This window comes from Pseudomonas yangonensis (assembly GCF_009932725.1).
GTDB lineage: Bacteria > Pseudomonadota > Gammaproteobacteria > Pseudomonadales > Pseudomonadaceae > Aquipseudomonas > Aquipseudomonas yangonensis.
The window spans coordinates 44,966-67,988 of the sequence record NZ_BLJU01000012.1 but is presented as its reverse complement, the minus strand read 5'-3'; the positions used below and the strand labels follow the sequence as shown (position 1 = coordinate 67,988).

At 64.0% G+C, this 23,023-nt stretch carries 23 protein-coding genes; 4 read left to right on the top strand and 19 right to left on the bottom strand.

All coding sequences use genetic code 11. The features are described from left to right. Window positions 1–4: 4 nt before the first annotated feature. A complete protein-coding gene (locus GYB81_RS15035; RefSeq protein WP_161865215.1) occupies window positions 5–1,108 on the bottom strand; it encodes an efflux RND transporter periplasmic adaptor subunit in 1,104 nt (367 codons plus the stop codon). Between the two features lie 146 nt (window positions 1,109–1,254). On the opposite strand from GYB81_RS15035, the gene GYB81_RS15030 reads away from it, so the two are divergent. Next, window positions 1,255–1,890: a TetR/AcrR family transcriptional regulator gene (locus GYB81_RS15030; RefSeq protein ID WP_161865216.1), complete on the top strand. Its 636-nt coding sequence runs from the start codon at window positions 1,255–1,257 to the stop codon at window positions 1,888–1,890. A 16-nt stretch (window positions 1,891–1,906) separates the two neighbouring features. On the opposite strand, the gene GYB81_RS15025 is transcribed toward GYB81_RS15030, so the two are convergent. The 8 genes from GYB81_RS15025 to ppc form a co-directional block, all read right to left on the bottom strand. Next, window positions 1,907–2,692, bottom strand: a complete 786-nt coding sequence (locus tag GYB81_RS15025; RefSeq protein WP_161865217.1) for a class I SAM-dependent methyltransferase — start codon at window positions 2,690–2,692, stop codon at window positions 1,907–1,909. A gap of 183 nt (window positions 2,693–2,875) precedes the next feature. Next, a complete protein-coding gene (locus GYB81_RS15020; protein WP_161865218.1) occupies window positions 2,876–3,577 on the bottom strand; it encodes an extensin-like domain-containing protein in 702 nt (233 codons plus the stop codon). A gap of 12 nt (window positions 3,578–3,589) precedes the next feature. Continuing rightward, a complete protein-coding gene (locus GYB81_RS15015) occupies window positions 3,590–4,459 on the bottom strand; it encodes a DUF72 domain-containing protein (protein ID WP_161865219.1) in 870 nt (289 codons plus the stop codon). A gap of 53 nt (window positions 4,460–4,512) precedes the next feature. After that, window positions 4,513–4,857 (bottom strand): hypothetical protein, encoded by a 345-nt coding sequence (locus GYB81_RS15010; protein ID WP_161865220.1) that lies wholly within the window; start codon window positions 4,855–4,857, stop codon window positions 4,513–4,515. A gap of 113 nt (window positions 4,858–4,970) precedes the next feature. Next, a complete protein-coding gene (gene tsaB, locus GYB81_RS15005; protein ID WP_161865221.1) occupies window positions 4,971–5,654 on the bottom strand; it encodes a tRNA (adenosine(37)-N6)-threonylcarbamoyltransferase complex dimerization subunit type 1 TsaB in 684 nt (227 codons plus the stop codon). 198 nt (window positions 5,655–5,852) lie between these two features. Next, complete coding sequence (locus tag GYB81_RS15000; RefSeq protein ID WP_161897881.1) at window positions 5,853–6,626, bottom strand: 5'-nucleotidase, lipoprotein e(P4) family; 774 nt, start codon at window positions 6,624–6,626, stop codon at window positions 5,853–5,855. A 169-nt stretch (window positions 6,627–6,795) separates the two neighbouring features. After that, complete coding sequence (gene adk, locus GYB81_RS14995; protein ID WP_017362788.1) at window positions 6,796–7,443, bottom strand: adenylate kinase; 648 nt, start codon at window positions 7,441–7,443, stop codon at window positions 6,796–6,798. Window positions 7,444–7,667: 224 nt separating this feature from the next. Beyond that, window positions 7,668–10,304 carry a phosphoenolpyruvate carboxylase gene (gene ppc / locus GYB81_RS14990; protein ID WP_161865223.1) on the bottom strand — a complete coding sequence of 879 codons (2,637 nt, stop codon included), beginning with the start codon at window positions 10,302–10,304 and terminating at the stop codon, window positions 7,668–7,670. Window positions 10,305–10,467: 163 nt separating this feature from the next. On the opposite strand from ppc, the gene GYB81_RS14985 reads away from it, so the two are divergent. The 3 genes from GYB81_RS14985 (at window position 10,468) to lptF (ending at window position 12,466) form a co-directional block, all read left to right on the top strand. Further along, window positions 10,468–10,812 (top strand): pilin assembly protein, encoded by a 345-nt coding sequence (locus GYB81_RS14985; protein WP_161865224.1) that lies wholly within the window; start codon window positions 10,468–10,470, stop codon window positions 10,810–10,812. A 407-nt stretch (window positions 10,813–11,219) separates the two neighbouring features. Further along, on the top strand, window positions 11,220–11,633 hold the full coding sequence (locus tag GYB81_RS14980) for a DUF4398 domain-containing protein (protein WP_233787592.1): 414 nt from the start codon (window positions 11,220–11,222) through the stop codon (window positions 11,631–11,633). 47 nt (window positions 11,634–11,680) lie between these two features. Continuing rightward, complete coding sequence (gene lptF / locus GYB81_RS14975) at window positions 11,681–12,466, top strand: lipotoxin F family OmpA-related lipoprotein LptF (RefSeq protein ID WP_161865226.1); 786 nt, start codon at window positions 11,681–11,683, stop codon at window positions 12,464–12,466. A 202-nt stretch (window positions 12,467–12,668) separates the two neighbouring features. Here lptF and GYB81_RS14970 read toward each other — a convergent pair whose 3' ends face one another. From GYB81_RS14970 to GYB81_RS14925, 10 genes are all read right to left on the bottom strand, one after another. Further along, the gene (locus GYB81_RS14970; protein ID WP_161865227.1) at window positions 12,669–12,992 is read right to left on the bottom strand and encodes a PA3694 family proteiin; all 324 of its coding nucleotides are present in this window, start codon (window positions 12,990–12,992) and stop codon (window positions 12,669–12,671) included. Beyond that, a complete protein-coding gene (locus GYB81_RS14965) occupies window positions 12,989–13,882 on the bottom strand; it encodes an alpha/beta hydrolase (protein ID WP_161865228.1) in 894 nt (297 codons plus the stop codon). Before GYB81_RS14965 ends, GYB81_RS14970 begins: the two co-directional genes overlap by 4 nt. Further along, window positions 13,872–14,618 (bottom strand): TIGR00266 family protein, encoded by a 747-nt coding sequence (locus GYB81_RS14960; protein ID WP_013716783.1) that lies wholly within the window; start codon window positions 14,616–14,618, stop codon window positions 13,872–13,874. Before GYB81_RS14960 ends, GYB81_RS14965 begins: the two co-directional genes overlap by 11 nt. A 58-nt stretch (window positions 14,619–14,676) precedes the next feature. Beyond that, entirely contained in the window at window positions 14,677–15,966 is a 1,290-nt protein-coding gene (locus GYB81_RS14955; protein WP_161865229.1) for a flavohemoglobin expression-modulating QEGLA motif protein, read from the bottom strand. 8 nt (window positions 15,967–15,974) lie between these two features. Next, window positions 15,975–16,526, bottom strand: a complete 552-nt coding sequence (locus GYB81_RS14950; protein ID WP_013716785.1) for a hypothetical protein — start codon at window positions 16,524–16,526, stop codon at window positions 15,975–15,977. 42 nt (window positions 16,527–16,568) lie between these two features. Continuing rightward, entirely contained in the window at window positions 16,569–17,282 is a 714-nt protein-coding gene (locus GYB81_RS14945) for a TetR/AcrR family transcriptional regulator (RefSeq protein WP_161897880.1), read from the bottom strand. A 166-nt stretch (window positions 17,283–17,448) separates the two neighbouring features. After that, complete coding sequence (gene lysS, locus GYB81_RS14940; RefSeq protein WP_161865231.1) at window positions 17,449–18,951, bottom strand: lysine--tRNA ligase; 1,503 nt, start codon at window positions 18,949–18,951, stop codon at window positions 17,449–17,451. An 80-nt stretch (window positions 18,952–19,031) separates the two neighbouring features. Then, window positions 19,032–20,127 (bottom strand): peptide chain release factor 2 gene (prfB, locus tag GYB81_RS14935; protein ID WP_161865232.1). Its coding sequence is split into 2 segments (ribosomal slippage): window positions 19,032–20,054 and window positions 20,056–20,127, totalling 1,095 coding nucleotides; the frame shifts between segments, so codons are not numbered across the junction. Between the two features lie 193 nt (window positions 20,128–20,320). Continuing rightward, window positions 20,321–21,994, bottom strand: a complete 1,674-nt coding sequence (locus GYB81_RS14930) for a GMC family oxidoreductase (protein WP_161865233.1) — start codon at window positions 21,992–21,994, stop codon at window positions 20,321–20,323. Window positions 21,995–22,076: 82 nt separating this feature from the next. Continuing rightward, complete coding sequence (locus tag GYB81_RS14925) at window positions 22,077–22,811, bottom strand: tellurite resistance TerB family protein (protein WP_161865234.1); 735 nt, start codon at window positions 22,809–22,811, stop codon at window positions 22,077–22,079. Window positions 22,812–23,023 lie beyond the last annotated feature (212 nt).

Below are 23,023 nucleotides of genomic sequence, written 5' to 3'. Positions count from 1 at the left end.
CGGCTTACTCCTTGGCTGCCAGTTCGACGTTGCGATTGTCGCGATCCACGGCGCGCACCTTCTGGCCCTCACGCAGCATCTGCACACCAGCGGCCACCACCCAGTCGGAAGCGGAAAGTCCCTCCAGCACCGGCACACGGTCGTCACCATAGGCGCCTACGCGGACCGGCCGGCGCTGCACGGTTTGCTCCTGGGGGTCGATGACCCAGACGAAGGCCTGGCCCTGCTCGGCGCTGAGAGCCGACAGCGGCACGGCCAGCGGCACCTCGCCATTGCTGGCGATGAAGACGCGCGCACTCTGCCCCAGCTCGGCCGGCACCTTGCCTTCGCTGAAGGCGACGCGGGCGGCGAAGGTTCGCGACTGCGGATCAGCTGCCGGTGCCATTTCGCGAATGCGCCCGGGGAAGCGCTGGCCGGGCTGCGACCACAGCTCCACCTCGACCGCCTGACCGATCTCGAAACGGCCAAAGCTCTGCTCCGGCAGGCTGATGGACACCTCACGTTCGCCATCGGCTGCCAGGGTGAACACGGTTTGTCCGGCAGCCACCACCTGCCCGACCTCGACCGCACGGCGGGCGATCACGCCATCCTGCGAAGCGCGCAGCACGGCGTAGTCGGTCTGGTTGCGCGCCACGTCGTATTCGGCCTTGATCTGTTTCAGACGGGCTTCGCCAGCGCGGTATTGATTCTCGACGTTGTCGAACTGCGAGCGGCTGACCAGATTGCGCCCTAGCAGCGTCTTGTAGCGCTCGCGCTCGGCGCGCACGGTCTGCAGGTTGGCCTCTGCCGCCGCCATCTGCGCGCGCGTGGCCTCCAGCTGCAGACGTACGTCCTGGGGGTCCAGCTCGGCCAGCGCCTGGTTCTTCTTCACCCGCTCACCGACATCCACCATGCGCTTGCTCACCTTGCCGGCAATGCGGAAGGCCAGTTCCGGCTCGTAGCGCGCGCGCACCTCACCCGGATAGCTGTCGACCAGAGCGCTGGCCGGCTGTGGCTGCACCACCATGGCCGGGCGAACCGGCTGCTCCATCTGCTCACCGTTGCCGCAGGCAGACAACACAAGGACCAGACCCAGGGATGCGATCAGGGGGAGAACGTGGCGGGACATGTGTAAGACCTTTCGAAGAAGGTTTGGGGCTGGCCCTCGAGCACGCGCTATCTGCGTCGATGCTATTGGAGTTGCCCTTTGGAATATTTGTACTGCCGGGTATAGTAAAAATAGCAAACTCGCCAGTCCAGTATTAAAATTCACCAATGCCCGACAACTTGTTACAACCTTCCGGCCCCGGTCGTCCGAAGGATCCCGCCAAACGCCGCGCCATTCTCGAAGCGGCCAAGAGCCTGTTTCTGCGCAACGGTTACGACGGCAGCAGCATGGACGCGATCGCCGCCGAGGCCGGGGTTTCCAAGCTCACCGTGTACAGCCACTTCACCGACAAGGAGACCCTGTTCTCTGCGGCGATCAAGGCCAAGTGCCAGGAACAACTGCCGGAACTGCTGTTCGAGCTGCCTGACAACGTGCCACTGGAAAGCCAGCTACTGGGCATCGCCCGCGGCTTCCTGGCGCTGGTCAACAGCCGCGAATCGGTGGAAATGCATCGAATGATGGTGAGCCTGGCCAGCCAGGGCTCCAAGCTGTCGCAGATGTTCTACGAAGCCGGCCCGAAACGGGTGCAGGAAGAAATGGAAGTGCTACTGCACAAGGCGGCTCAGCGCGGCCTGCTGAGCCTGGAGAATCCGCACCTGGCCGCCGATCATTTCTTCAGCCTGCTCAAGGGCGGCGCACATTTCCGCCTGCTGATCGGCTGCGCCGAGCCGCTGGAGGGCGAGGCCGCGGAGCGTCATGTGCAGGACTCGGTGCAGCTGTTTCTGCGCGCCTATCGACCCTGACGGCGTGCGCAGCACACTAGCTGCCGGCTTCCAGCTTCTTCTTCGGATAGATGTCGTAACGGCTGGATTTGCCTTCCAGCACATAACCCGGCTTGCAGCCTTCGATGGCCGGCGCCTTGCGCGGACGTTTGACCACCACCCGGTGGCTGGCCAGCGCCAGCGCTGCCTCGAGCAGAGCGGGCGCGTCCAGATCGTCGCCGACGAAGGGTCGGAACAGACGCATTTCCTTTTTCACCAGCGCGCTTTTGTCGCGATGCGGGAACATCGGGTCGAGGTAAATCACCTGCGGCGCATCCCCCTGCCAGGTGCGCATCAGCTCGATGGCATTGCCGGTGAGCAGGCGCATGCGTGCGATGATGGGCGCCACGTCGAGATCGAGCGCGGCACGTTGCAGGCCATCTTCCAGCAGCGCGGCGACCAGCGGTTGGCGCTCGATCAGAGTCATGTCGCAACCCAGGCTGGCCAGCACGAAGGCATCGCGCCCCAGCCCTGCCGTCGCGTCGAGAATACGCGGGCGAATCCCCGACTGCACCCCCACCGCCTTGGCGATCATCTGCCCACTGCCACCGCCGAACTGACGTCTATGCGCCGCCGCACCCTCGACGAAATCCACCCGCACCGGGCCAGGTGCCTTGTCGCCCAGCTCGACCAGCTGCAGCCCGTCATCGCCCAGTTGCAGGGCGAACTCGGTTTCCCCCTCGAGCGCCAGGCCCAGGCGTGACGCCCACTGGGCCGCCGCTTCGGCGTACTGAGGATGCAGGGCTTGGATGCGGATGCTGGCGTTGTGCCGCTCGTCGGTCATGGGCTCGTTCTGCTCAAGGAATCATTCAAAGCATCGACCACCGGCCGATTTAGAGGAAGCGGCATTCTGCCAGACCCGGCCGCCGACAGCCGCATCGAACGTGAACGTCCGCTCTGTGCCGAAGCGGCAAGCCAGTGCAGCCGCGAGCGGATCACAACCGCGCCACAACTCGCAAACAGGCTATTAGCGGCACATCCGCCACATGCCCATGTCGACGTGAAAGTGGTCACGGTGGGCAGCGTTGTATTCCGGCCCAAGGGTGACGTTGAAGCTGTCGCAGGCCGCGTCACGAACCAGACGCAGAAAGCGCGCCTTGTCCCCCTCCCCCGGCCAGTCACGCAGCACGCTGATGCGCTGTCCGTTACGCAGGCGAAAGCCGACCATGTCCAGCGCGTTGGCATAGGAATGCTGGCTGGGTCGCTGGCTGCCGGCGATACTCCGGCAGGCGAAGCTGCCGACGTGCTCGACACGGCTTACCGGCTGACCGAACACGGCTTGCGCAGCAGGCTGCAGCCCATGGCGCTCGAACAGGGCGAAACTCACCGCCAACGGGCAGGTCGCCATGAAGCTACTGCTCAAACCGACGTTGGCGCCCTGGATGCGCACGGCATTTTCAATCGGGCAGCCGGGATAAGGCGTGCTGTCATCCAGGCGCGTGAAGCGCAGGTCGGACGTCGCCAGGGCCAGGTCGCACAGCGCACGATCCTCGCTCAGGCGCCAGAGCTTGAATGAGGTCAGCAGATTTGGTGCCTCTCGCACGTCAAGCGGCGCCCAAGGGTTGAAACGCGGCGCCACCTCCAGCCAGCCACGCCACAGCGCCACCAGCAGCGCCACACCCAGCAGCAGGGAAAGAAACAGCAAACGGCCGATTATCCGTATCAGCATATTCATTCTCCATCAGAGCAGGCCGAGCTGCTCCAGTTCCGGTTCCGTTGGCAGGATTGGCAATTCAGGCAACCCCGGCAGGCGCTGCATCAGCTGCTGGTGAAAACGCCTTGCCAGCTCGGGGGCCAGGCGATTGTCGGAGGTATGCGCGAAGACGTACGGAGCGAGTCCCTGTTCGATCCAGCCGGCGACCTTGTCCAGCCAGGGCTGCATGAAGGGATCGTTGGCCAGCAGTTCGGGATGGCCGATAAAACGCAGCTGTGGATGCTGGCTGAACGCCGCAGGCCGGGTCGGCAGGCGCGGTTTTTTGGCCTGCGCATGGAGCACGGCCGGCTCCCGCGAGTCACAGCTGAACAGGGCACGCGAGTCCAGGCAGATGCGCTCGATACCCCGCTCGTGCAACAGACGATTGAGCACGCGCTCGGCATCACCCTTGGCGAAGAACTCCGGGTGGCGCACCTCGACGGCCAGCGGCCAGTCGCCCCACTGCTCGATGAACGCCACAAGCTCGGCCAACCGCGAAGGGCCAAAGGCGGCCGGCAGTTGCAGCCAGTAAGGCGCGACCCGCGCGCCAAGCGGCGCCAGCAGCTGGCGGAACTGCACGACCTCATCGAGCTGCTGGCAGAGATCGTCGCTGTGGCTGATATCGCGCGGCAACTTGGCGCAGAAACGAAAGTGCGCCGGCATCGCCAATGCCCAGCGGGCGACCGTCTGCTCGTTGGGCCTGGCATAGAACGTGGTGTTGCCTTCTACCGCGTTGAACACCTCGGTATAGCGGCCAAGAAACTCCGTAGGCCGCGTGTCCTGCGGATAGAGCGTGGCGCGCCAGGCCGCTTCGCTCCAGGATGGACAACCAAGAAAATAGGGAAACGCGACGCTCATCGATCTATGTAACGGACCTGGCTGAGGGGCGCGAATCACGCCATGGAACGGAGTTACGCGTAAAGATCGAGGCCGAGTACTTCCTGCGCATCGTACTCGTTGGCGTAGGCGGCGGTGGTGCTGTAGCTGGCCAACGCCTGAGCAGCACGATTGCTCAGCGCGGGCTGTTGATAACCCAGGTCCTGGGCGCGGGACGGCAGGCTATCGCTATTACTGCTGCTGGCCTGCACACGACGGATCTGCGGAGCCTGCTCGAGCCCCTGACTGCTGGCCGGAGCAGCCGGCACTTCACGTCTGGCCTCGACTTCCCGCTGCGCCTCGCGATAGGGCGTGACCGCAGTCCCCGAACGGGGGCCGCGATCTGGCGAGTAGGAAGGTAGATAACCGTCGATCCGCATCTAGGGTTGCTCGGTGGGCTCGGCTGAACAGTGGGCAGTGCTGGCAATGTAGCGGCGGGCACCGCACTTGGCAAATGCCAGGATGTTCTTGACGTCAAACATCCGACCAGCTGTCATGCTGGCGCCGCTTTCGGCGTGGCGACCTGATCGCGCAGGTACACCGGCTGCGCCTGATCGGCCGGCACAGCCTCGCCACGCGCCCAGGCGAAACGGGCCAGGCTCAGCAGATCTTCGGCATGCGGCAGCATGCTGCCGTCCATGCTCGCGGGCTTGAGGGCGATACGCGTGGCAAAGGTGCCCCACCCCGTACCGGCGCCGAACCATACGCCATCGCTACCACGCGGCGCTTCGGCCTGCTCGGGCGGCAGCACCGCTTCCTGACCGAGCAAACGCATCTCGCCTGCCTCGGCGCGATAACAGCCCCAATAGACTTCATCCATACGCGCATCGATCGCTGCGGCGACCTGGGTAGTACCCTGTTCACGCAACGCACGCTGGGCCAGCATGGCCAGGTTGGAGACCGGCAGCACCGGCCTGTCCAGGGCGAAGGCCAGGCCCTGCACCACGCCGATGGCGATGCGCACGCCAGTGAAGGCACCGGGGCCACGACCGAAAGCGATCGCGTCGAGCGCCGAAGCTGCGATACCGGCATCACCCAGCAGTTGCTGGATCATCGGCAACAGGCGCTGCGCATGCAGACGCGGGGCAACTTCGTAGTGGCTGAGTACACGACCGTCATGCAGCAGCGCGACGGAGCAGGCTTCGGTGGCGGTATCCAGGGCCAGGAGAGTGGTCATTGCGTTCGGACGGTTGAAGTAAAAGAGCCGGCATTAGACCGGCTCGACAGTTTTTTTTCCAGCGCCATGAGGGCCCTCGGCGTGCGAGGAGCGACCGACGGGCGCCCTTTGAGGCTGCTCAAAGTCTCGCGAGCTGGAGCAATGCGAGCCTGTTTTTAACGCGGCAGCGCCGACGCGCAGCAGACTTTGAACAGGTTCTTACCAGGGCTCGACCACCGGCTCGGCCTCCCAGCCCTTGAGCGGTGCCTTGGACCAGGTGCCATAGCCGGCGTTGGGGAACACGATCCACTCGACGCCCCACTTGCCGGCCTCGTCGGCGACGGTCTTGCGCTGCGCATCGAGCGGCGTCTTGCGAAAGCGCGCATCGAAGTCGTGCAGGGTGTCGCCCAGCAGCATGACGATCTGGTGATCGGCGCTGACGATGGCGCGACGTTCGACCTTGGGCGGGCCGAGCAGCAGCACGCTGTCTTCCGACACCTGCGGCAGGCCCAGCTTGGTCAGGGTGGCCAGGGTGTATTTCTTCTGCTCGTCGGCACGGTCGGAGATGTAGCGGATGGTCACGCCGAGCTTGTCGGCGTGTTCGAGGAATTTCTTCGCGCCGGGAATCAGCTCCGGCGCGCCGTCGCGCTCCCAGGGCAGCCAGGTATCCCAGGCATCGTACTGGTGACAGTTGGCCAGGTCGCGGGCCAACAGAGCGCTGTTGTCGATCACGGTTTCATCGAGGTCGGTGACGATGGCCAGCTTCGACGGATCCTTTGCCGCAGCAACGGCCTTGTCGAGCTTCTCCGTGGCGATGTTGTAAGCCTGCAGCTGCAGCGCCTGGACCTCCGCGGACTGCTGCTGGAAGCGCAAGCCCATGGTGAATTGCGCGACCGAACAGTCGGTCCTGCCCTGTGCGGCGGTCTCGGCAAATACCAGCGGAGTGCTCAACAGCGATACCGCAAGGCCCAGCCAGATGCGTTTCTCGGTCATTTAATGCCCTCTTCCTTATAGGTTATCGACACGCCTCCGAGCAGGCCGGAGGCTTGCACCATCGATACTAGCCGACACCTGTCCCGGAGCCAGCAGAACCTTTCCGTGTACCATAAACGACCAAGGCCCCTTTCGGGGCCCTGCTTCGCTGACGGCTGGCGAGATGGACTCAGTCCAGCGCGGCCAGGGTCTTCGCGGTGATTTCTTCGACGCTGCCTACGCCCGGAATGTGGCTGCATTTCGGCGTACCGGTCGCAGCGGAGAGCTTCTGGTAGAAGTCCACCAGCGGCTTGGTCTGCGAGTGGTAAACGGACAGGCGATGACGCACGGTCTCTTCCTTGTCATCCTCGCGCTGAACCAGCTCCTCGCCGGTCAGGTCGTCCTTGCCGGCAACCTTCGGCGGATTGTATTCGGTGTGGTACACGCGCCCGGATGCAGGATGAACGCGACGGCCGGACAGACGCTTGACGATTTCCTCGTCGTCGACGGCGATTTCCACTACGTGATCCAGGGCTACGCCGGCATCGCGCAGCGCTTCGGCTTGCGGGATGGTGCGCGGGAAACCATCGAACAGGAAGCCGTTGGCGCAATCGTCTTGAGCGATGCGCTCCTTGACCAGGTTGATGATCAGGTCGTCGGAGACCAGACCGCCGGCGTCCATCACGCTCTTGGCCTTCAGGCCGAGCTCGGTGCCAGCCTTGACCGCTGCGCGCAGCATGTCGCCGGTGGAGATTTGCGGAATGCCGAATTTCTCGGTGATGTAGCGAGCCTGGGTACCTTTGCCGGCACCGGGCGCCCCCAGCAGAATCACGCGCATCGATGTGCTCCTCAAGAGTTATGTAGTAATCGGTCGGACTCGCCTCGTGGGGCCAATCTCTTGAATGTTGTGCGGCAGCCGCAGCGGCCAAAAAGGCTGCTCAAGATACACAGCGCACCCCAGGCGCACAAGCCGCCAAAAGTCGGATAAAAAACCTCCTCCTGACGCCCTGAACCTGGCATGTGGCGCTGACCGGACATGCATCGGCCAGCGCCAGCTGCCCCTCAACCCGTGTTGCGCAAACCCGCTGCGATACCCGCCACGCTGACCAGCAGCGCCTGCTCCAGAGGGCTCTCCGGCGCCTGTTCGCGTTGCCGGCAGCGCGCCAGCAGCTCGGCCTGCAGCAGGTGCAATGGGTCGAGATAGGTGTTGCGCACGCTGATCGATTCAAGGGTCTCCGGGTTGTGCGCGAGCAGACGCGACTGCCCGGTCAGTTCGAGTACGGCAGCACAGGCCTGCGACAATAGGTCGCGTAACTGCGCACCCAGCGGCAGCAACGCCGGTTCGACCAATCGCTCGTCGTACAGGGCAGCGATGCTGGCGTCGGCCTTGGTCAGCACCATCTCCAGCATGTCGATGCGCGTACGGAAGAACGGCCAGTGTTCGCGCATGTCCTTCAACACCTCGGCATCGCCACCTCTCAGCGCCTGCCCCAGCGCCTGCTCCCAGCCTAGCCAGGCCGGCAGCATCAGCCGCGTCTGGGTCCAGGCGAAGATCCAGGGGATCGCGCGCAGGCTCTCCACACCGCCTTCACGCCGCTTGGCCGGCCGACTGCCCAGTGGCAGGCGCCCCAGCTCCTGCTCCGGCGTGGCCTGGCGGAAATACTCGACGAACTGCGGATGCTCGCGCACCACGCCGCGATAGGCCTTCACGCCGACGTCGGCAAGGCGGTCCATCATCGTACGCCAGCTCGGCTGCGGGGCCGGCGGCGGCAGCAACGTGGCTTCCAGCACAGCCGCGAGATACAGGTTGAGGTTCTGCTCGGCGATATCCGGCAGGCCGAACTTGAAGCGGATCATCTCGCCCTGTTCGGTGGTGCGGAAACGTCCCGCCACCGAACCCGGCGGTTGCGACAGAATGGCCGCATGAGCCGGGCCGCCTCCACGGCCCACGGTGCCACCGCGACCGTGGAACAGGAGCAACTCGACCTGATGCTCGCGGCACAGGCGCACCAGCTCCTCCTGAGCACGGTACTGAGCCCAGGCAGCGGCGGTGGTACCGGCATCCTTGGCCGAATCGGAATAACCGATCATCACTTCCTGCGGGCCATGCAGACGCGCGCGATAACCGGGCAACCCCAGCAGACGATCCATCACCGGCCCGGCGTGGTCGAGGTCAGCCAGGGTTTCAAACAGTGGCACCACGCGCATCGGACGGCGCAACCCGGCTTCCTTCAGCAGCAGTTGCACCGCCAGCACATCGGAAGCGGCACCGGCCATGGAGATCACGTAGGAGCCCAGCGAGGCAGCGGGAGCAGCGGCCACCTCACGGCAGGTGGCGAGCACTTCGGCCGTATCGGCCGAGGGGCGATAGTCGCTCGGCAATAGCGGACGGCGGCTGTCCAGTTCACGCTGGAGGAAACTCAGGCGCGCCTCTTCATCCCACTCGGCGTAGCGACCGAGACCGAGGTAATCGGTAATTTCCGACAGCGCCGCGGCGTGCCGGGCAGAGTCCTGGCGCACATCGAGGCGCACCAGGAACAGGCCGAATGTCGCGGCCCGGCGCAGGCAGTCGAGCAACGGGCCATCGGCTATGACGCCCATGCCGCACTGGTGCAGCGACTGGTAGCACAGCTGCAGCGGCGCCAGCAGATCATGGTTGTCCTGCAACACCGAAGGCCCCGCGGCGATATCGGCCGTCAGCGCCTGCTGCGCCCAGCTGCGCGTCTCACGCAGGCGCTCGCGCAGTTGCTTGAGCAAGGCGCGGTAAGGCTCGGCACTGTCGCCCACCTGTGCGCGCAGCTCATCGCTGGCCTGCTGCATCGACAGCTCGGCGGCGAGACTATCGACATCGCGCAGATAAAGGTCGGCCGCCATCCAGCGCGCCAACAGCAGCACCTCGCGCGTCACTCGCGCCGTGACATTGGGGTTGCCGTCACGGTCGCCGCCCATCCACGAGGCGAAACGAATCGGCGCAGCTTCCAGCGGCAGACGCAAGCCGGTGGCAGCCTCAAGGCTCTTATCGGCACGGCGCAGGAACTGCGGCACGGCCTGCCACAGCGAATGTTCGATGACGGCGAAGCCCCACTTGGCCTCGTCCACCGGGCTGGGCCGGCTGCGGCGGATTTCCTCGGTGTGCCAGGCCTCGGCGATCAATCGTTGCAGGCGCAGGGCGATGCGCTCACGTTCGGCCGGCAACAGATCGCTATGATCCAGCGCCGTCAGTTGCGCGGCGATGGCATCGTACTTCTGAATCAGGGTCCGTCGGGCCACTTCGGTGGGGTGTGCGGTCAGCACCAGTTCGATGTCCAGACGCGCCAGCTGGCGCGCCAGTTCATCGCCGCTTTGCCCTTCGGCAAGCAGACGCTCGAGCAACTCGTCCAGCACGCGCAGCTCGAAAGGCTCGGGTTCGCCTGAGCGGCGGCGGCGCACGCGGTGTTGCTGTTCGGCGATATTGGCCAGGTTGAGGAACTGGTTGAAGGCACGGGCCACCGGCAGAAGCTCGTCGTCACCGAGGTCGCCCAGGGTGCTGCTCAACTGCTCGGAGCCAGCAGCAGAGCCACTGCGGCCGGCCTTGGCGGCCTTGCGTATGCGCTCGATCTTGTCGAGAAACTCATCGCCCAATTGGGTGCAGATGGTATGCCCGAGCAGTTCGCCGAGCAGGTGCACCTCTTCACGCAGGCGCGCATCTATTTCCGCCATGTCGCACTCCTTCTCCTGACCATTGTCAACAGAGTGCCCAGCGCGCCAACTTCTTACAAGGGTGCGACGCGCCCGAAGGTGGGGTTGAGCGCTGGGTCTAGGCTTGTTGACAGGTGCAGTGAGTCCAACCGGCATCGCCTGCACCCCTGTAAGGAGCGACGACATGAGAATTCGCGAACTGGCAAAACACTGGGAACAGAATGCCAAGGGTCATCTGACTCCGACCCGCTATCACATTCATCTGGATGTCGAATCGGCTGCTCGCCTGGCGGCGCTTACCGAGATGTATCCCAAGCATCACAGCGAGGAATTGCTCGGCGAACTGATCGGCGCGGCGCTGGAAGAACTGGAGGCCAGCCTGCCCTATGTAAAGGGCAACAAGGTGGTGGCGCTGGATGAACAGGGCGATCCTCTCTATGAGGACATCGGTCCGACTCCGCGTTTCCTGGCGCTGTCGCGCAAATACCTGCGCGAGCTGAGCGAGTCGACCAAGGGCACCAGCCACTGACGCTGGCGGGTCGCACTCGCTCGATATACCGCTCAAGTTCGCTCGCTTAGTCTGTAGGGCGCTATCACCCGAATGCCTCTACGCGACAACTCCCGGGGCTGTTCGGCTTAATCCGAACACTTGCCCCCGCCGCTTCTTGCCTGGACGAATCACACTGAACTCGCTAGCGCCGAGGGTGGTGGATCTGTCCGCGCAGCTTTGCTGCCCGAACTAAAAGACTCGATAAATCAATTACTTGGCCCACATAAAATTCTCGGAATCGTGAGCACACTGTCATTTTTTCTGAACCATTTCAGAAATATTCAGGTCCCAAATTGCAGGCCGCCGTGGCAACACCATCACCCTCGGCAGGGGGCAGCACGGCGGGCAAGCTGTCACGGATATCGTCATTCATAGGAGTGTTTCAAATGGAGTTAGCCGCCATGAAGACCCGTATCGAGAAAGCCCCGCGCAACCGTCTGCAGGGAATCAAACTGGCCGCCGTGGTACTGGGCAGCAGCCTGGTGCTCGCTGGCTGCGCCGGTAACCCGCCTACCGAACAGTACGCCGTGACGCAGTCGGCCGTGAACGCGGCGATCAGCGCTGGTGGCACCGAATTCGCGGCCGTGGAAATGAAAGCCGCGCAAGACAAGCTAAAAGAAGCCGAGATCGCCATGCACGACGAGGACTACGAGAAAGCCCGCCGCCTGGCCGAACAGGCCGAATGGGATGCCCGAGTCGCCGAACGCAAGGCTCAGGCTGCCAAGGCCGAACAAGCACTGCAGGACGCCCGCCAGGGTGTTCAGGAACTGCGTGAGGAAGGCATGCGTAACGCTCAGTGAGCGACGTGCCACCCACCCATTCGCTGACAGATCAAAGGATGAACGCCATGCGTAAACACGTGATGATCCCCGCCCTTCTGGCCCTGAGCGTCGGCCTCGCCGCCTGCTCGCACCAACCCAACGCCAACCTGGAGTCGGCGCGCAGCAACTTCTCCTCGTTGCAGAGCGATCCGCAGGCGAGCAAGGTCGCCGCGCTGGAAACCAAGGAAGCCAAGGAATGGCTGGACAAGGCCGACAAGGCCTACCTGGACAAGGAAGACGAGAAGAAGGTCGACCAACTGGCCTATCTGACCAACAAGCGCGTAGAGGTGGCCAAACAGACCATCGCCCTGCGTACCGCCGAAGCCGAATTGAAGAACAGCTCGGCGCAGCGTGCCCAGGCCCTGCTCGATGCACGCGACGCCCAGATCCGCAAGCTGCAGGAAAGCCTCAATGCCAAGCAGACCGAGCGCGGCACTCTGGTGACCTTCGGTGACGTTCTGTTCGACTTCAACAAGGCCGAACTCAAGAGCAGCGCGCTGCCCAACATCACCCAGCTGGCGCGGTTCCTCCAGGAAAACCCGGAGCGCCAGGTGATCGTCGAGGGTTACACCGACAGCGTCGGCTCGGCCAGCTACAACCAGGGCCTGTCCGAGCGCCGCGCCGAGTCCGTGCGTCGTGCATTGATCCGTGCCGGTGTGGAGCCGACGCGCATCGTCGCTCAGGGCTACGGCAAGGAGTATCCGGTTGCGGATAACTCCACCGACTCCGGTCGCGCGCAGAACCGTCGCGTGGAGGTGACCATCTCCAACGACAACCAGCCTGTGGCTCCGCGCTCCTCTGCCGGCGCCTGATCGCAGCGTTGTAATGAAGAAACCCGCCTATCAGACCGTGTGAAAACGTAGCGAGCGAAGGTCAGGCAAGGCAAAAAACGGCGAAAAAGCGCAGTTTACGAGCTGTAAATGAGCATTTTGAGCCGTTTTTTAACGCAGCATGGCCGAGCGCAGTAGTTTTCACACAGCCTGTGATGGCGGGTTTCTTTTTGGACGCCTGAGCTTACTGCTCCAGCGCCGGAGTCTCTTGCCCCATGCAACGCACGGCCTGCTTCTTGTTATCCACCAGCACGCCGGTCAGCCCTTTCTGCTGCAGGTCGAACAGCACCAGCACGCCGTCGATGCACTGCGCCACCTGGTTGGCCGGCTTCAGCGAAACCTTGTAGTCCTCGCCGGGGATGGTCTTGAGCATGGTGAAATCGGACAGCAGCAGGGCATCTTCCGGTTTGGCGAAATGCACATAGCCGTAGTACCAGAGCACGCCGATGGTGCCGACGATGCTGGCGACACCCGTGAGGATCAGAGGGATGGGATTGCGTTCGGTCATTGCGGACTCTCTGTTGCGGATTCGGTAGCCGGCCCCGACCGTTCGACGTATGCCTGCGGCGCGGCGAGGAATGCCAGCAGCGATTGACGCCAGGCGGGCTCGGCGAAGGTTTGCACGTGCGGGCCACGGGTCGCCTGAAAGGCGCGTGGCGGGTGCGCAGCTTGATACAAACGCTGGCCATTGGAAAGCGGCACGATCGTATCGTCAACACTGTGATAGATCAGCAAGGGCGTGCCCTGGATTCGATCGATGCTGTGAATCGCGCTGTCGCCGTCCGGCACCAGCCAGGACAGCGGCACCTGCAACGGCCAGGTCAGCCAGCTTTTGCTCAGCGCGTAGCGGCCGACGTCGCGGTAGCTTGCCGGCACACCATCGAGCGCGATGGCCTGCAAGCTCGACTGGCGCTCGGGTTGCTGCGCCAGGTAATGCACACCGAGGGCACCGCCAAGACTCTGCCCCAGCAGGAACAGCGGCTTGCCCCTGACCTGCGGCGCCTGGTCGAGCCAGGTGAAAGCCGCGTCGATATCCTGATAGACCTCGGGCAAACGTGGCTTGCCCTCGGATAGACCATAGCCACGGTAATCCAGCATCAGCACCTGGTAGCCCTGCTCCGGCAGCCAGTGCACTCCGCCCAGGTGCCAGGCCAGGTTGCCGCCATTGCCGTGCAGGTGCAGCACCGTGCCCTTTACCGCAACACCAGACCTGGCCGGCAACCACCAGGCGTGCAGCCGGGTGCCATCGGCGGCAAGCAGTTCGATGTCGCGGTACTCCAGGCCGGCACGCTCCGGGGTGAGCGGCAGCCCCGGCTCGGGATAGAACAGCAGAGCGCTGCAACCGGCCAGCCACAGGCTGGCCAGCACAAACGCCAGCGTCCTTAGGCTACTTGCCACCGGCACGCACCTCTTCGCGCGCCTGTACGGTCGCCGCATAGACGCGCTCCGCCAGACGCGAGAACGGCAGGCTCTGAATCCAAACCGTACCGGTGCCCTTGAGCGTAGTCAGCAGGATCCCTTCGCCGCCGAACAGCATGCTTTTCAGCCCGCCGGCCAGGGCGATGTCGTAGTCGATGCCGCTGCTGAAGGCCACCAGGCAGCCGGTGTCCAGGCGCAGGGTTTCGTTGTTCAGTTCCTTGCGGATTACCGTGCCGCCGGCATGCACGAAGGCCAGGCCATCGCCTTCGAGCTTCTGCAGGATGAAGCCCTCGCCACCGAAAAAGCCCGCCCCCAGGCGCTTGGCGAAACTGATGCCGATGCTGGTGCCATGAGCGGCACAGAGAAAGGCATCTTTCTGGCAGACCAACCGGCCGCCGATCTTCGCCAGATCGATGGGCACAACCGTGCCCGGATAAGGCGCAGCGAAGGCGACCCTTGCCTGGCGCTTGCCGGCGTTGCTGAAGTGGGTCATGAACAGCGACTCGCCAGTGAGCATGCGCTTGCCGACGCTCCACAGCTTGCCCAGCAGACCACTGGACGAACCATCGCCCATGCGCGTTTCGAAGCGCACACCGTCGGTCATGTAGTTCATCGCCCCGGCCTCGGCGATCACCGTCTCGCCGGGGTCGAGGATGATTTCCACCGATTGCGCCGATGCACCGAGGATTTCGTATTCGAGTTGATGGCTTGCCACGTTTTGCTCTCCGCAATTCCCGGATTTCATCCGGGCTACACCTTGCCGCCTGCTGCCGCTAGAGAATATTGGCGTAGTCCGCCTCGATGCGGTCCAGGCTCAGGTGATTGAGGAAGTTGGAGAAACACATCCAGGCTGACAGCGCGTTCATGTCCTGGAACTGCGGCGGCAGGTACTTGGGCGGCAGCACCAGGCCCTCGTCCACCAGTTTGCGCAGGGTGCGCATGTCTTCCAGCGTGGTCTTGCCACAGAACAGCAGCGGAATCTGCTCCAGCTTGCCCTTGCGCACCGCCAGCTGGATGTAGTTGTAGATCAGGATGAAACCCTTCAGGTACGACAGGTCCTTGGTGAACGGCAGGCCATTCGGCAAGGAGCCGCGGAACACCCGGCTGGCATTGCTGTAGCCGCCCTCCAGCCCATAGCCCTGCTCGCGGAAGAATTCGAAGACCTCGAGAAAATCCGCGCCCTCCTCGGCCATGTGGATGGCACGGGTGCGGTTGGTCAGCTTGCGCAGACGCGTCGGGTACGAGGCGAAGGCGATCACCTCCATGAGGATCGCCAGGCCTTCCTGGGTCACGGTCGACGAGGGCGGGCCCTTGGCCAGGAAGGTACAGATCGGCTGGTTCAGACCATTGAGCGTGGTACCCACGTGCACCAGACCCTCGTGCACTTCCAGCGCTTTGACGTCGCGTTCATTGAAGCGCGCATCGCTGCGAATCTTGATGTAATCGGCACCGGCCGCGGCGTCGGCGAGGATGCCGTCGGACTCGAACACGCGAATGGTGTCGTCGCCGAACACGCCCGCCAGGCGCTGCTGCAGGATATTCACCGCGTCGGTGGCGCCAAGCACCTTGGGCTCGTCTTCCAGATCGCCACGTGCGGCGATGTTGTTGAGGTAGTCCGAAAGCATCAGGCCAAGATCGGCCAGAGTCGGGTCACCGGCGTGGAAGGCGTCGGAAGCCGCGCCATAGAGCTCCTGACTGATCAGGCCGAAATCCTCGGTGCCGCGTGCTTCGAGCATGCGGATGACCATGCGGTATTCCTTGCACATGCGCCGCATGATCTGCCCGACCGGGTTGAACTGGCCGAGCTGGCGGGTGATGTCGCGCTCGATGTTCTGGAATTCCAGCTTCTTCGCCGCGGCATCGAAGGCCAGCGGCCGGCTCAGGTAGTAGTCGCGGTCCACCGCCGGCGGCTGCTTGCCCTTGGCCTTGAGAAAGCCATCGCGGATGCCGTCGTCCCACTTCACCGCATCGAGCACGCGGATGGGGGTCTGCGCCTCAACGATACGGTCGCTAAGGGCGCGAATGCAGAGTTGATAGTCGTCCAGTTTTTGCTGGCTGTTCATTGCGATTCCTATTCGGCCACTCGCTGGTAACGCGCGACTTCGACGAACAGATCGGCATTGGCCGGGTCGTCGAGGTAGGCGAACACCTTGTCCAGCGGGCTGGTGATCAGTGCACCGTCAGCTTCGGGCATGGCGACGGTCTGCCCCTCCAGCAGGCCCTTGTCCATGTCCTGCAGGATGCGCTCGGTATCGAGGTTGTACACCACCAGTTCGTTGTCACGGGTCAATTCGAAACCGGCGATGGCAAAGTTGGCACCCAGGCTTTTCGGCAGGCCGGCCGAGAGATACCAGCGGCGGCCATGGTGGGCGACGGTAAAGCCGAACTCTTCGAGGCTGCTCACGTTATCCGGGCTGCCTTCGTAGATACGCGCTTCATAGAGGTTGGAGCCGGCGCGGGTGATCTCCAGATACAGCTGATCACCCCACTCGTCCTGCCGGGTCCACTCGCCCAACAGCGGGATGGGCGCGGCCTCGTTGGCCGGGATCGGGTCCTTGAAGGTGACCAGGCAACCACTCAATAGCAGGAAGGACAGGGCGACCATTACGCGCCAGGCTTTCATTACGCTCTCCTTGTGCAGGCCGTTCGACCCGATGATCGACGCTTACAGCCCCAGAACCAGATTCATGTAACGCTTAAGGATGGCCAGCATTCCCTGGCTGTCCAGATGATCCACGCCGTCCAGCAGGCCCTGATACTCCATCCGCACGATGGTGGCCGTCAACAGCACGGCATCCTGCTCGGGCTGGCGCGAGCCAAGCACTTCGAAGAAGTGGGTCACACCCTGCTGCAGAATCTGCCGATGGGCCCGCACCAGCTCACGCAGACGCGGATTGAGCAGCGCCTCCTGCTGGAACGCCTGTTCGGCGATCAGATGATCGCGGCGCTCGCGCAACTGGCGCTGCACGTACTGCACCGCCAGCTCGGCGATTTCCTCGGCCAGTTGCCGGCGTGCCTGCTCGCTGCCATCCAGGCGCCCGACCATCTCCTCCAGCGTACCCTGGGTACTGGCCCAGAAAGCCGCCATCTGCGCAGCGCTGCGCTCGACGAACTGGGCAAAGGTATCGGTGATCAGGTCATCGATGTCCTTGAAATAGTAGGTCGTGGCCGACAATGGCACCTGCGCCTCGGCGGCTACCGCACGATGGCGCACGGCGCGTACGCCCTCACGCACGACGATGCGCATGGCGGCATCGAGAATCGCCTGGCGGCGCTGCTCGCTGCCCTGGCGACTGGCCTTGCGGCCCTGGTACTGGACGCTTTCGGCAACGGCATTGGCAGCATGGGAGGCTTTCGGGGACGCAGGTACGGAGCTCACGGTAGATCGTTCCTCTACGCTCTGGTTGTGGCAAGGAGAGTAATGGGTTGGACAGGCAACCAAAAGGCCGCGTTTCGCTTGCCAGCCCGCCACCCGGAGAAAGCACCCCGAATGCCGGAGTCACAGACAGAAAAAAGCCGCCCGAGGGCGGCTTTCCGTATTGCCGTCAGGCCTGCGGGCGCATGTGCGGGAACAGGATGACGTCGCGGATCGACGGCGAGTTGGTCAGCAGCATCACCAGGCGGTCGATGCCGATGCCTTCACCGGCGGTGGGCGGCATGCCGTACTCCAGGGCGCGCACGAAGTCGGCGTCGTAGTGCATGGCCTCGTCGTCACCGGCATCCTTCTCGGCCACCTGGGCGAGGAAGCGCTCGGCCTGATCCTCGGCGTCGTTGAGCTCGGAGTAGGCGTTGGCGATCTCGCGGCCACCGATGAACAGCTCGAAGCGGTCGGTGACGTTGGGGTTCTGGTCATTGCGACGGGCCAGCGGCGAGACCTCGAACGGATACTCGGTGATGAAGTGCGGCTGCTCCAGCTTGCTCTCCACCAGTTCCTCGAAAATCATCACCTGCAGCTTGCCCAGACCTTCGTGGCCGAGCACCTTGGCGCCGGCCTTCTTGGCGATGGCGCGGGCCTTGTCGACGTCGTTCAGGTCAGCCTCGGTGATGTCCGGGTTGTACTTGAGGATCGAGTCGTACACAGACAGGCGCACGAACGGCTCGCCGAAGTGGAACACCTTGTCGCCGTAGGGCACGTCGGTGCTGCCCAGCACGGCCAGGGCCAGTTCGCGGAACAGCTCCTCGGTCAGGTCCATGTTGTCGCGGTAGTCGGCGTAGGCCTGGTAGAACTCGAGCATGGTGAACTCGGGGTTGTGCCGGGTCGAAACGCCTTCGTTACGGAAGTTGCGGTTTATCTCGAAGACTTTCTCGAAGCCACCGACCACCAGACGCTTGAGGTACAGCTCCGGGGCGATACGCAGGAACATGGCCATGTCCAGCGCGTTGTGGTGAGTCTCGAACGGTTTGGCCGCCGCGCCGCCGGGGATGGTCTGCAGCATCGGGGTTTCCACTTCGAGGAAACCGCGCTCGTTGAGGAAACGACGGATATGCGCGATCACCTGCGAGCGCACGCGGAAGGTGTGGCGCACTTCTTCGTTGACGATCAGGTCGACGTAACGCTGGCGGTAGCGCTGCTCGGTGTCGGTCAGGCCATGGTGCTTGTCCGGCAGCGGGCGCAGCGACTTGGTCAGCAGACGCACGTTGTGCATGTCGACGTACAGGTCGCCCTTGCCGGAACGAGCCAGCGTGCCCTCGGCAGCGATGATGTCGCCCAGGTCGAAGTGCTTGACCGCTTCCAGTTGCTCGGCCGGCAGGGTCTTGCGGTTGACATAGACCTGCAGACGCCCGGAGGTGTCCTGCAGCACCATGAAGGCGCCACGGTTGAGCATGATACGACCGGCCACCTTGACCGGGATGGCAGCGGCCTCCAGCTCTTCCTTGCTCTTGCCCTCGTACTGTTTCTGCAGGTCGGCGCACAGGCTGTCACGGCGGAAATCGTTGGGGAAGGCAATGCCCTGCTCACGGACGGCAGCAAGCTTTTCCTTGCGCTGGGCAATCAGCTTGTTTTCTTCCTGTTGCAGTTCGTTGTGGTCGAGTTGTTGGTCGCTCATGGTCGCTTTATCTGCCTGGCGTGTCGTACAAAATTTGAGCAGGCGCCGGCTGACCGGCGCCCACGGATGGGTTACTGGGCTTACAGGCCCTGCTTGAGGCTGGCCTCGAGATAGCCGTCGAGGTCGCCATCGAGCACCTTCTGGCAGTCGCTGCGTTCGACGCCGGTACGCAGGTCCTTGATGCGCGAATCATCGAGCACGTAGGAGCGAATCTGATGGCCCCAGCCGATATCCGACTTGCTGTCTTCCAGCGCCTGCGAGGCCGCATTGCGCTTCTGCATCTCCAGCTCGTACAACTTGGCCCGCAGCATCTTCATCGCGGTGTCCTTGTTGGCGTGCTGAGAACGTTCGTTCTGGCAGGCCACCACGGTGTTGGTCGGCACGTGGGTGATACGCACCGCCGAATCGGTGGTGTTTACGTGCTGACCACCGGCGCCGGAGGAGCGGTAGGTGTCGATACGCAGGTCGGACGGGTTGATCTCGATGTCCACCTTGTCGTCGATTTCGGGGGACACGAACACCGCCGAGAAGGAGGTGTGGCGACGCGCGCCGGAGTCGAACGGGCTCTTGCGCACCAGGCGGTGCACGCCGATCTCGGTACGCAGCCAGCCGAAGGCGTACTCGCCCTTGATGTGCACGGTGGCGCCCTTGATGCCGGCGACTTCGCCTTCGGACAGCTCGACGATCTCGGCACTGAAGCCGCGCTTGTCGGCCCAGCGCAGGTACATGCGCAGCAGGATGTTGGCCCAGTCCTGGGCTTCGGTGCCGCCGGAACCGGCCTGGATATCCAGGTAGCAGTTGTTCGGGTCCATCTCGCCGCTGAACATGCGGCGGAATTCCAGCTTCTCGAGGATTTCGCGCAGGCGCTCGACTTCGGCGACGATGTCGCTGACCGCACCTTCGTCGTTCTCTTCGGCGGCCATTTCCAGCAGATCCCTGGAATCGGCCAGACTGCCGGTGAGGTCGTCGATGGTTTCGACGATCTGCGCCAGCATGGCGCGCTCACGGCCCAGGGCCTGGGCGTACTCGGGCTTGTTCCAGACGCTGGCGTCCTCCAGCTCGCGGTTTACTTCGACCAGACGATCATGCTTGTGATCGTAGTCAAAGATACCCCCTAATTGACTGGGTACGTTCGGACAGGTCCTTGATGGCGTTGAGGATCGGATTGATTTCCATGGTAGTCGGCGCTCGCGGCAAATCGGACGGAAAAGCCGGCGATTATACCCGAGCCGCCACGGCCTGGCAGCCCGTTCAGGCTGATCGATCAGCGATCTCTGGATCAACGGCGCAGTTCTTGGCACGCCCCCGCGCAAAGGACAGCACAAAGCCAACAGCTTCGCCCCGAGGCGGGGCTCCTACACAAAGCAGCTCACGCCTCCCGTAGGAGCGGCGCCTCGCCGCGAACCTGCAATTGCACGGCCGGCAGCACAGGACGCAGCGCGTCCTCCTCGATCATCTGCGCGGCCTTCTCCGCGATCATCAGCACTGGCGAGCAGGTATTGCCGGAGGTGATGGTCGGCATGATGGAGGCATCGACCACCCGCAAACCGGCGATGCCGTGCACCCGTAGGCGGGCATCGACCACAGCGCCCTGCCCCTGCCCCATGGCGCAGGTGCCAACCGGATGGAAGATGGTGGTGCCGATCTCCCCCGCTGCCCGCTGCAGATCGGCCTCGCTCTGGTAATCCGGCCCGGGCTTGTACTCCTGCGGCCGGTAGCCGGCCAATGCCGGCGCGGCAACGATGCGCCGGGTCAGGCGGATGGCATCGGCCGCCACCTGCAGGTCGCGCTCGTCGCTCAGGTAGTTGGGCTGGATCGATGGCGCGACGGCAGCATCAACCGAAGTGATCGCGACACGCCCACGACTGTGCGGGCGCAGGTTGCACACCGAGGCGGTAAAGGCCGGGAAATCGTGCAGGGGCTCGCCAAAGCGCTCCAGCGACAGCGGCTGCACGTGATACTGCAGGTTGGCACGCGCCTGGCCGGGGTCGGATTTGGCGAAGGCGCCCAATTGACTGGGCGCCATGGACAGCGGCCCACTGCGCTTGAGCAGGTATTCCAGGCCCATGCCCAGCTTGCCCCAGGGTGTGGCGACGATGCGATTGAGCGTCTTCACCCCCTCGACGCGGTAGATCAGGCGCAATTGCAGGTGATCCTGCAGGTTCTCGCCGACGCCCGGCAGCTCATGTTTCACCCCGATGCCGAGCCGTTCGAGCAGCGGCCGTGGGCCGATACCGGAACGCTGCAGCAAGGCCGGCGAGCCGATGGCGCCAGCGCAGAGAACGATCTCGCGGCGTGCCCTGACCCGCAGGGCTTGCCCCTGCCAACGCAGATGCAAGGTGCTGGCGCGGCCGCCCTGCAATTCCAGGCGCTCGGCTTCGGCGCCGGTCAGCACCTGCAGATTGGCACGCTGGCGTATGTCTCGCAGAAACGCCTTGGACGCATTCCAGCGTACGCCGCGCCGCTGGTTGACCTGAAAGTAGCTGCAGCCTTCGTTGTCGCCGCCATTGAAGTCATCGACGCTGGCAATGCCGCTCTGCGCCGCCGCCCCACGAAAGGCCTCGAGAATGTCCCAGGACAGACGCTGGCGCTCGACCCGCCACTCGCCGTCGCCGCCATGCAGGTCGCTGGCGCCGGCAAAGTGATTTTCCGAACGTTTGAACAGCGGCAGCACGTCGCGCCAGGCCCAGCCAGGATTGCCGGCCGCCGCCCAGCCATCGTAATCCGCCGCCTGGCCACGCATGTAGATCATGCCGTTGATCGAAGAACAGCCGCCGAGCACACGCCCACGCGGGTACTTGAGACTGCGACCGTGCAGGCCGGGGTCGGCCTCGGTGCTGTAGCACCAGTCGGTACGCGGGTTGCCGATGCAGTAGAGGTAGCCGACCGGAATATGGATCCAGGGGTAGTTGTCGCGCCCGCCTGCCTCGATCAGCAGCACGCTGACGCCAGGGTCGGCAGACAGCCGATTGGCCAGCAGGCAGCCGGCCGGGCCGGCACCGACGATCAGGTAGTCATAGGCATCCAGGGGCGCTTGCGACATGGGCATCCTCGCGTGTCGTTCTTGTCGTTGGCCTTCAGCCTAAAACAAGCCGGGCGCGAGGATGAATGATCTTTTGGTCTGATCAGACGCGCTGCAGCTCGAGCCGCACCTGTGCCTCCAACTCGCTCTTCAGCGCCGGCGGCAACTGCAGCTGGCGCGCCAGCTCTTCGAGGTAGGTACGCTCCATGAAGTGCTCCTCGTCCACCATCAGCACGCTGGCCAGGTACATTTCCGCAGCCATTTCCGGCGTGCTGGCGGCACGCGCAACATCGGCGGGGTCCAGCGGCTTGTTCAGCTCGGCGTGCAGCCAGGCTTGCAGCTCGGCGTCCTGCGCCAGCTTGCCGAGCTCCTCCTCGATCAACTGCCGATCGCGATCATCGACATGACCATCGGCCTTGGCCGCCGCCACCAGGGCCTTGAGGATGGCCCGGCTGTGCTGCTCGGCCTGCGGCGCAGGCAGGCGATCGAGCGTCTGCGGCTCGACTGGCTGCGCACCACCCTGCTGGGCCTGTTGCGCCTGCCAGTTGCCGTAGGCCTTGTAGGCCAGCACGCCAAGCGCAGCCAGGCCGCCATAGACCGCCACCTTGCCGCCGACCTTGCGCACCCGTTTGTTGCCCAGCAGCATGGCCAACGCAGCACCACCGCCGGCGCCCTTGAGCATCGAGCCGAGATCGCTGCCACCGCTCTTGCCCGCGCCACCGCCGAGCAGGCCACCCAGCGCGCCGCCCAGCCCGGAAGAGGCTCCACCAGCACCTTTCTGTTGCAGCATCTCCTGACCGGATTTGAGCAGTTGATCGAGCAAGCCACGGGTATTCATCGCGCATTCTCCTGAGGAAATCTCGCCGAGTGTAGGCCTCGGCCATTGGCCCGGCAGCCGTCTGAATGCTTCCAGATATTACCGCCGGGGCCGCTTGACAGCCGCGCAGACGTCCAAGCACCATCGTGCCGACGATTCACGCAACGGGCTGTTCTTCATGTACGCCACCTTCGACCACCAAGCACTGCTCCCAGGTTCCATGACCTGCCAGT

Excerpts from the sequence above, each read along its gene's own strand:
- GYB81_RS15030 (WP_161865216.1), top strand. The coding sequence starts at position 1,255 with ATGCCCGACAACTTGTTACAACCTTCCGGCCCCGGTCGTCCGAAGGAT.
- lysS (WP_161865231.1), bottom strand. The coding sequence starts at position 18,951 with ATGAGCGACCAACAACTCGACCACAACGAACTGCAACAGGAAGAAAAC.
- GYB81_RS15000 (WP_161897881.1), bottom strand. The coding sequence starts at position 6,626 with ATGACCGAGAAACGCATCTGGCTGGGCCTTGCGGTATCGCTGTTGAGC.
- lptF (WP_161865226.1), top strand. The coding sequence starts at position 11,681 with ATGCGTAAACACGTGATGATCCCCGCCCTTCTGGCCCTGAGCGTCGGC.
- GYB81_RS15035 (WP_161865215.1), bottom strand. The coding sequence starts at position 1,108 with ATGTCCCGCCACGTTCTCCCCCTGATCGCATCCCTGGGTCTGGTCCTT.
- GYB81_RS14955 (WP_161865229.1), bottom strand. The coding sequence starts at position 15,966 with ATGAACAGCCAGCAAAAACTGGACGACTATCAACTCTGCATTCGCGCC.
- GYB81_RS14925 (WP_161865234.1), bottom strand. The coding sequence starts at position 22,811 with ATGAATACCCGTGGCTTGCTCGATCAACTGCTCAAATCCGGTCAGGAG.
- GYB81_RS15020 (WP_161865218.1), bottom strand. The coding sequence starts at position 3,577 with ATGCTGATACGGATAATCGGCCGTTTGCTGTTTCTTTCCCTGCTGCTG.
- GYB81_RS15025 (WP_161865217.1), bottom strand. The coding sequence starts at position 2,692 with ATGACCGACGAGCGGCACAACGCCAGCATCCGCATCCAAGCCCTGCAT.
- GYB81_RS14950 (WP_013716785.1), bottom strand. The coding sequence starts at position 16,526 with ATGAAAGCCTGGCGCGTAATGGTCGCCCTGTCCTTCCTGCTATTGAGT.
- GYB81_RS14985 (WP_161865224.1), top strand. The coding sequence starts at position 10,468 with ATGAGAATTCGCGAACTGGCAAAACACTGGGAACAGAATGCCAAGGGT.
- GYB81_RS15010 (WP_161865220.1), bottom strand. The coding sequence starts at position 4,857 with ATGCGGATCGACGGTTATCTACCTTCCTACTCGCCAGATCGCGGCCCC.
- tsaB (WP_161865221.1), bottom strand. The coding sequence starts at position 5,654 with ATGACCACTCTCCTGGCCCTGGATACCGCCACCGAAGCCTGCTCCGTC.
- GYB81_RS14980 (WP_233787592.1), top strand. The coding sequence starts at position 11,220 with ATGGAGTTAGCCGCCATGAAGACCCGTATCGAGAAAGCCCCGCGCAAC.
- ppc (WP_161865223.1), bottom strand. The coding sequence starts at position 10,304 with ATGGCGGAAATAGATGCGCGCCTGCGTGAAGAGGTGCACCTGCTCGGC.
- adk (WP_017362788.1), bottom strand. The coding sequence starts at position 7,443 with ATGCGCGTGATTCTGCTGGGGGCGCCCGGTGCCGGCAAAGGTACCCAG.
- GYB81_RS14970 (WP_161865227.1), bottom strand. The coding sequence starts at position 12,992 with ATGACCGAACGCAATCCCATCCCTCTGATCCTCACGGGTGTCGCCAGC.
- GYB81_RS15015 (WP_161865219.1), bottom strand. The coding sequence starts at position 4,459 with ATGAGCGTCGCGTTTCCCTATTTTCTTGGTTGTCCATCCTGGAGCGAA.
- GYB81_RS14930 (WP_161865233.1), bottom strand. The coding sequence starts at position 21,994 with ATGTCGCAAGCGCCCCTGGATGCCTATGACTACCTGATCGTCGGTGCC.